This window comes from Legionella tunisiensis (assembly GCF_000308315.1).
Taxonomy (GTDB): Bacteria; Pseudomonadota; Gammaproteobacteria; order Legionellales; family Legionellaceae; genus Tatlockia; species Tatlockia tunisiensis.
The window spans coordinates 1-6,741 of the sequence record NZ_CALJ01000174.1; the positions used below are offsets into that span (position 1 = coordinate 1).

Below are 6,741 nucleotides of genomic sequence, written 5' to 3' on the forward strand. Positions count from 1 at the left end.
GCGCCAAGCCGTATTTGAGTACATTGATATTGATTACAACCGTAAAAGAAGGCATAGTGCAATTGGCTATACAAGCCCTTTTAATTTTGAATTGAAGAAAATAGCTTAACTAAATGTCCAGAATTACTGCCTAGGATCAATTGTCTACAACTAATTGAATTTATTGCATTTTTTAAATGCAATTTTAGTTTTCTAAACGAATAACATCAAAGGCTGGTTCTTCATAGGGATGACTGGTTGTTAATGCTTGAATTGCGGCAGTAAGAAAATCAGCAGAACAAAGCATCTCAACTTTGTATTCAGGAATGAAGGTCAGTTTTTGCAGGGTGCCGATGGTTGGATTTGCACCTTCTAACGGTCGAAATTGGCCTTGACCAAGGCATTGCCAACAAGCTTGATCATAGTCACCTTGTCTGCCTGCTCCAGCATCAAACAACGCATGTTTAACAATTTCTAAATGGCTTTCCGGGACGTAAAAAGTTATTTTGTAATGCACTGCCGGTGCTAATTTTTCCATTTAATATTGCATCCTAGGCTAGGTTTCTGATCTGGATTGACAGGTTGATTATTCAATAGGCAATCCAACGCATTCCGAATTGAATTGCCAGTGACTTCAATTTGATTACCTGGACGGGAGTCATCTAACTGCCCTCGATAAGCGAGACTCAGATTGGAATCAAAAACATAAAAGTCAGGAGTACAAGCTGCATGATAAGCCCTTGCAACTTCCTGTGTTTCATCATACAAATAAGGAAAAGGATAGGCCTCTGATTGGGCAGTTCTTTTCATGTTGTCTGGTGAGTCATCAGGATAGTTTTCTACATCATTGGAGTTGATCGCTAAAAAGCGAACTCCTTTATGCAAATAATCATTGGCAAGCTTTGTGAGCTCTTTACTAACATGCTTTACATATGGACAATGATTACAGATAAACATAATGACTGTCGATTTAGCTTGATGTGAATCACCCAAACCTATTTTTTATTACTGATTACATCGAGCAAAGAAAATTGTGGGGCAGTGGTACCAAGAGGTAACATACTGGATGGTGTTTTAGCCATTAAAATCTCCCGATTGATGAAAAGATTAATTTCAAGATTGCAATCAAGGCAAATAGTGAATTAAGAATAGCCCATAGCAAAGTGATTCTTTTACCTTTATAAGCACTATAAAAAGCATAAATTGCAACAGCTAAACTTCCTGTAAAAAATACCCATTGGTTCTCATAAGCGAAACCGACTGATAGAACCGCAATGCCAATAATTCCGATTAAAAGGAAAAATTATTTATTTGACCGCTTAAAAAATAAAAGCATAGAAGCTGCAGGCATAAAAGGATTGGCAATGCCATTTGTAGTGCTGTACCAATTCCCAAAAGAATTGCTCCGTGACCGGCAATCAGAATCATTTCCAAAGCTATAAAATAAATCAGTTTGAAATGCAGAGAGGTGAATAATAATAGCAAGGAGCCCACTACATAATAGCTTTGAGCTGGCGTCTGTGTTAGACCAACCAATAATATTATTGAGCCAATAATTCCAATCAACAGAAACAATTCATCTTGGGTTTTGTATTCACTTAATCACCAGCGTAGGTAAATGCCTTTTCGAGTTGCCTCATTAATAACATCTTGTTGCGACTTATTGGTGGAAACCCAATAATTACCCATATTGCTTAAAGCAAATTTAACACGTGGATATTGGCAAACATCTAATACGGTACGACAGTCAACGGGAGTTGCATTAGGCGTATTGACCTGATTGTCATTCTCATTTTCTGTTGTACTTTCTTGTTTGCGAGAAAGAGAAAAACATTGAAAATTTAAATTGGCAATATCAGATGCAAAAGCGGCCCAATTAGATGGGTCGAGCTTGACAGTTAGAGAAGGGCTCATGAAGACTTCGCGTGTTTCAAAGCGTTGCAATTCGATTTGTGCATTACTGTGGTTCTGAATCAAGTAAAAAGTTTGTTGACCATTATCATTGACAACCAGACGATCCTGACTAAAGCCGAAACCTGATACTTCACAACCATGTGGAAAGTTATCCGCGGCTACCGTGCTGCAGAAAAAACAGTCATTACAAAGGCTGACATGATTATTCTACAAAGTGACATGAAAATCCTCTTAAATAATTGAAACGGGATATTCTAATGATAACTGCATTAAAAGTGAATCAACTTCTTTTTTCTTTCCGTATGATGTTTTTTACTTTAAGCATGGGCGAATAAGTACGATACATGCTAAGAGTCAGATACATAATGACATAGCCGAGGGATAAGGATAGCCACAGCGAATCCATTCGTGGGTAATGTAATAGCACGAAGGCTGAACTGACGCCATAAATCAAAGAAAAACTGTGCATAATTATTTTCAGAAATTTGGATTCAGTCAGATAGTCAAGACGAGATGGATAGACATATTTAATTGGCACGAATATCAATACACATAATATTGAGAGGATCCAAGCATTGGTATTCATCGAAGTATCGAATATAAACATATAAAATACAGCAATGTTCCAATAACAGGGGAATCCTTTAAAGAAATGATCCGATGTTTTTGCATCTGCTTGACAGAATTGATAAGACGAGGTGAGTGTGATTGCTACGATGATTAAAAGCAAAAAATTAGGGGGTAGCATGCCAGGCTTTACAAAAAGAAAAAAGCAGGGTGTTATTACGTAGTTTAAATAATCAACAATATTATCGAGTAAAGCACCATCCATATTAGGAAGTACTGATTTCACTCGCACTAATCTTGCTAAGGTTCCATCCACGGCATCTATAACAACGGCTACAGCCATAAACCAGAGGGCCTGCACGTAATCGTGCTGATAGATTTTGATGAGGGTAAGAATACCAAAACAAGCTGCACTAGCAGTGAATACATGCACAGCCCAGGCAACCAGGTAGTGAACGGGGTGGTAGCCTAGAATTTTGTTTGTCATCGCGTGTCCTAAGGTTAGGTGTCATACTCTGTAAGGCTGTTATGCCGGATTTCTTAATTGCTAACAATGCCGATACAACGAAATTAGCAAAATAGTAACAACAATCAAAACCCCTGTGCAAGAATGCTGACGTGTTGAATGTATGATTTGCTCATGACATGTACCGAACTGCCCTAGAACAAAACTCTTTGGTAAAAGTCTACCTAGTTAAAAGCAATAAATCATCTCCAGATTGTATATTGACGAGTTTATAGGAAAATGAATGACTTAAATTAGGGTTTGCGTCTTCATTTGCATCAGCTACACTGGAAAAATAAAAAGAGAGGTTGATGCAAATGATTATAAAAACTATCAATCCAGCAACGGAAATTGTTCTGCAGGAGTATTCGACACTTAGTGAGAAACAAGTGGATGCTTTGATTGATGCAGGCCATTTAACGTTCAATATCTGGAAAAAGACACCTTTTTTGCAGCGTAAACAAGCCATGTTAAAAATGGCAGGTTTATTACGGCAAAAGAAAAATGATTTTGCATTGCTTATAGCAAACGAAATGGGCAAGCCTATTCGTGCGGGTCAAGCTGAGATTGAAAAATGTGCCTGGGTCTGTGAACATTATGCTGAACACGCTGAAGGTTATTTACAACCAAGGACAATTCAAACGGAAATGAAAAAACGTTGGTTTGTTATCAGCCACTGGGTATTGTATTTGCCATTATGCCCTGGAATTTTCCTTTTTGGCAGGTATTCCGTTTTGCTGTTCCTACGCTGATGGCCGGAAATGCCGCTATTTTAAAGCATGCTCCGATTTCAACTGGTACGGGTGAGGCAATTGCCGCTTTATTTCTGGAGGCAGGGTTTCCAGAACACTTATTCCAGCATTTTGTTTTAGATAATGAAATGGCTGCCAAAGTAATTGCGCATAAAAAGATTGTTGCTGTCACTTTAACAGGCAGTGAGCGAGCAGGGCAGGTAGTTGCTGCCAATGCAGGCAGCCACTTAAAAAAGGCAGTATTAGAGTTAGGTGGCAATGATCCTTATATTATTCTTGAGGACGCTGATCTTGATTTGGCTGCAAATTGTATTGTTACTTCACGATTAAATAACTGCGGCCAAGTTTGTATTGCTGCTAAACGAATTATCGCGATGAATTCTATTTGTGATCAATTGGTTGAAAAAATAAAAGAGAAAATGGATGGTTATCACATGGGTAATCCTTTAGACGAGAAGACCAATTTAGGTCCTATGGCTCGTGATGATCTACGAAAAACACTTCATCAACAGGTATTAAAAAGTGTAAAATTAGGCGCAAAATTGGTCATTGGTGGGGAAATACCAAATGTTAAGGGCTTCTATTATCCGCCAACCTTATTACTTGATGTGCGAAAAGGTATGCCCGCTTTTGAGGAGGAATTGTTTGGTCCTGTCATTGCTGTTATTAATGCAGAAGATGAAATAGATGCTATACAATTGGCTAATCAAAGTGAATATGGGTTAGGGGCAGCAGTTTTTACTAAGGATTTGACCCGTGGCGAGTATATTGCTCGCTTTGAGTTAGAGGCTGGCGCCTGTTTCGTGAATGCTTTGGTGGCTTCAGATCCTAGAGTGCCGTTTGGAGGAATTAAACATTCTGGTTATGGCAGAGAATTATCGAAAGAAGGTATTTTAGAGTTTGTTAATACAAAAACGGTTGCAATCCATGACAATGATAACAAATAATCAATTGATCTTTATTTCGGCAAGTGAACAAAGGATGCATTGTTTTGACAATAATAATGTTTATAGATCTTATATAATATCAACAGGGAAAAATGGGTTAGGTGAATTAAGTGGCAGTGGATGTACTCCTCGCGGTTGGCATCAAATATACTCTCGTATTGGCCTGGATGCCCCGATAAATAGTGTTTTTATATCTCGTGAGTGGACTGGCGAAATTTATACGCCAGAGTTAGCTGCCCGTCACCCTGAGCGAGACTGGATATTAACTCGAATTCTGCAATTGGATGGTTTGGAAGAAGGACGTAATAAAAGCGGTCAGGTTGATACCTTACAGCGCTTTATTTATATTCATGGTACGCCTGATATAGCTGAATTAGGTAAACCAGCTTCCCATGGTTGTATTCGTATGCAAAACTCAGATCTAGTCGAATTAGCAGATTGGGTAGCTGTGGGGACGCGTGTTTGTATTGAGTGATAGGAGTTGTTGAGTCAGCATCGCTGGATTCTGCGGACAGGCTGCAGAACATCGGGGCTGAGAGCGGTGTACCTTTAAATCATATGGTGCTCTAATTTTTGAGCAAAAAAATGCATTACTAGCGGTGTAACTTATTGCATAGAAGTATATAATGCGCCGCAATTTATTTTCATGCCTAATGAGGTGATTGAATGTCTTACAAATTTGAAGAAGGCAAAGATTTAATTATTGAAGCCGTAGTTGACAAATTAAAGCAAAAAATGGGTGGTGAGCAAGCCGATTTTTGCTCTCAATTTGTTCGCCAATTTTATGGTACGGTTGCCTTGGAGGATTTGCGTGAATGGGATATTGATGATCTATATGGGGCCGCAATTAATTTTTGGTCGCTCATTCAGCAGCGGGCACCAGACGAAACAAAAATTCGTATTTATAACCCTGAGTTTGAAAGACATGGTTGGCAAACAACTCATACGGTTGTAGAAATTATTACCGAAGATATGCCATTTTTGGTCGATTCATTGCGTATGGTTATCAATCGTTTAGGGTTGGTTTCACATCTCATTATGCATATGGGCGGTTTTTCTTTACAACGGGATAAAAACCATCAAGTTACAGCAGTTTTTCCACGTAGTTTAGGTAGTAATAGTGGCAAATTAACGGAGGCTGCAATCTTTATTGAGATTGATAGACAAACAGATGCTTCTGTTCTTGAGGACTTACATCGTAATTTTGAACGTGTGTTAGAAGATAATCGCGCAGTTGTTAAGGATTGGATCCCTATGCGTGAAAAGGTTCGTGAAGCAATTGTTGAACTTGACCACGCATCTGGAATTTTGGAAGCAAATGAGGCAGCAGAAACCAAAGCGTTTCTAAATTGGATTGAAGATCACCATTTTACGTTTCTGGGGGTACGTGATTATGAACTGGTTCAAAAAGGACAGGAGACTATTTTACAACCACTCCCTGAAACTGGGTTAGGTGTGCTCCGCCAAAGCATGAGTAAATCCAGTGCACGTAGTATTTCTGCTATGACACCGGAGGCTCGTGAACATACCTTATCTTCACGTGTTCTGGTTATGTCCAAGACGAATACGGAAGCCTCTGTTCACCGCCGTGCTTACACGGACTATATAGGCATTAAGCGTTTTAATAAAAAAGGGCAGGTGATTGGAGAGCGTCGCATTATTGGTTTGTACACTTCTGCTGCTTATAACACGAGTCCGAAACATATTCCTTTCTTGCGTCATAAAGTAGCTATGATCATGGAGAATTCCAAATTGGATCCACGTGGTCATGCTGGTAAGATTCTATTAAATATCCTGGAAACCCTACCCCGTGATGATTTGATACAAGCATCAGAGGATGAGTTATTAGAAATTGGTATGGGTATTTTTTATATGCAAGAGCGTCGAAGAATTCGTATGTTTGCACGTACGGATGTCTATCGCCGTTTTATTTCCTGTCTGGTGTATGTTCCTAAAGAACGATACAACACAGAATTAAGGCAGGAGATAGGAAAAAAATCTTAAAAAGAGTAGTTTCAATTCAGTATAGAAATTTACTTTTTCTACGTTAATTAACTTCGTATAGCTATACATTATA

Annotated in this window: 5 protein-coding genes and 3 pseudogenes; 4 read left to right on the plus strand and 4 right to left on the minus strand. The window is 38.8% G+C overall.

Annotated elements, in window-relative coordinates; genetic code table 11:
- On the plus strand, window positions 1-109 hold a 109-nt coding region (locus BN58_RS30870; RefSeq protein ID WP_019216796.1), incomplete at its 5' end, for an IS3 family transposase.
- 75 nt (window positions 110-184) lie between these two features.
- On the opposite strand, the gene BN58_RS10595 is transcribed toward BN58_RS30870, so the two are convergent.
- From BN58_RS10595 to pcsA, 4 genes and pseudogenes are all read right to left on the minus strand, one after another.
- Entirely contained in the window at window positions 185-517 is a 333-nt protein-coding gene (locus BN58_RS10595; RefSeq protein ID WP_019216797.1) for a hypothetical protein, read from the minus strand.
- Window positions 505-1,061: pseudogene (locus BN58_RS24185) on the minus strand (thioredoxin family protein). The gene BN58_RS10595 and the pseudogene BN58_RS24185 overlap by 13 nt, the downstream one beginning before the upstream one ends.
- Before the next feature lie 520 nt (window positions 1,062-1,581).
- Window positions 1,582-1,956 carry a hypothetical protein gene (locus tag BN58_RS24195; RefSeq protein ID WP_019216800.1) on the minus strand — a complete coding sequence of 125 codons (375 nt, stop codon included), beginning with the start codon at window positions 1,954-1,956 and terminating at the stop codon, window positions 1,582-1,584.
- Window positions 1,957-2,173: 217 nt separating this feature from the next.
- A complete protein-coding gene (gene pcsA / locus BN58_RS10620; RefSeq protein WP_019216802.1) occupies window positions 2,174-2,947 on the minus strand; it encodes a phosphatidylcholine synthase in 774 nt (257 codons plus the stop codon).
- 335 nt (window positions 2,948-3,282) lie between these two features.
- Here pcsA and BN58_RS24200 point away from each other — a divergent pair.
- The 3 genes and pseudogenes from BN58_RS24200 to BN58_RS10635 form a co-directional block, all read left to right on the plus strand.
- Window positions 3,283-4,664, plus strand: a pseudogene (locus BN58_RS24200) (NAD-dependent succinate-semialdehyde dehydrogenase).
- Entirely contained in the window at window positions 4,651-5,139 is a 489-nt protein-coding gene (locus tag BN58_RS10630) for a L,D-transpeptidase (RefSeq protein ID WP_019216803.1), read from the plus strand. The pseudogene BN58_RS24200 and the gene BN58_RS10630 overlap by 14 nt, the downstream one beginning before the upstream one ends.
- Window positions 5,140-5,330: 191 nt before the next feature.
- Window positions 5,331-6,659: pseudogene (locus BN58_RS10635) on the plus strand (NAD-glutamate dehydrogenase); the annotation flags it as partial.
- Between the last annotated feature and the right edge of the window lie 82 nt (window positions 6,660-6,741).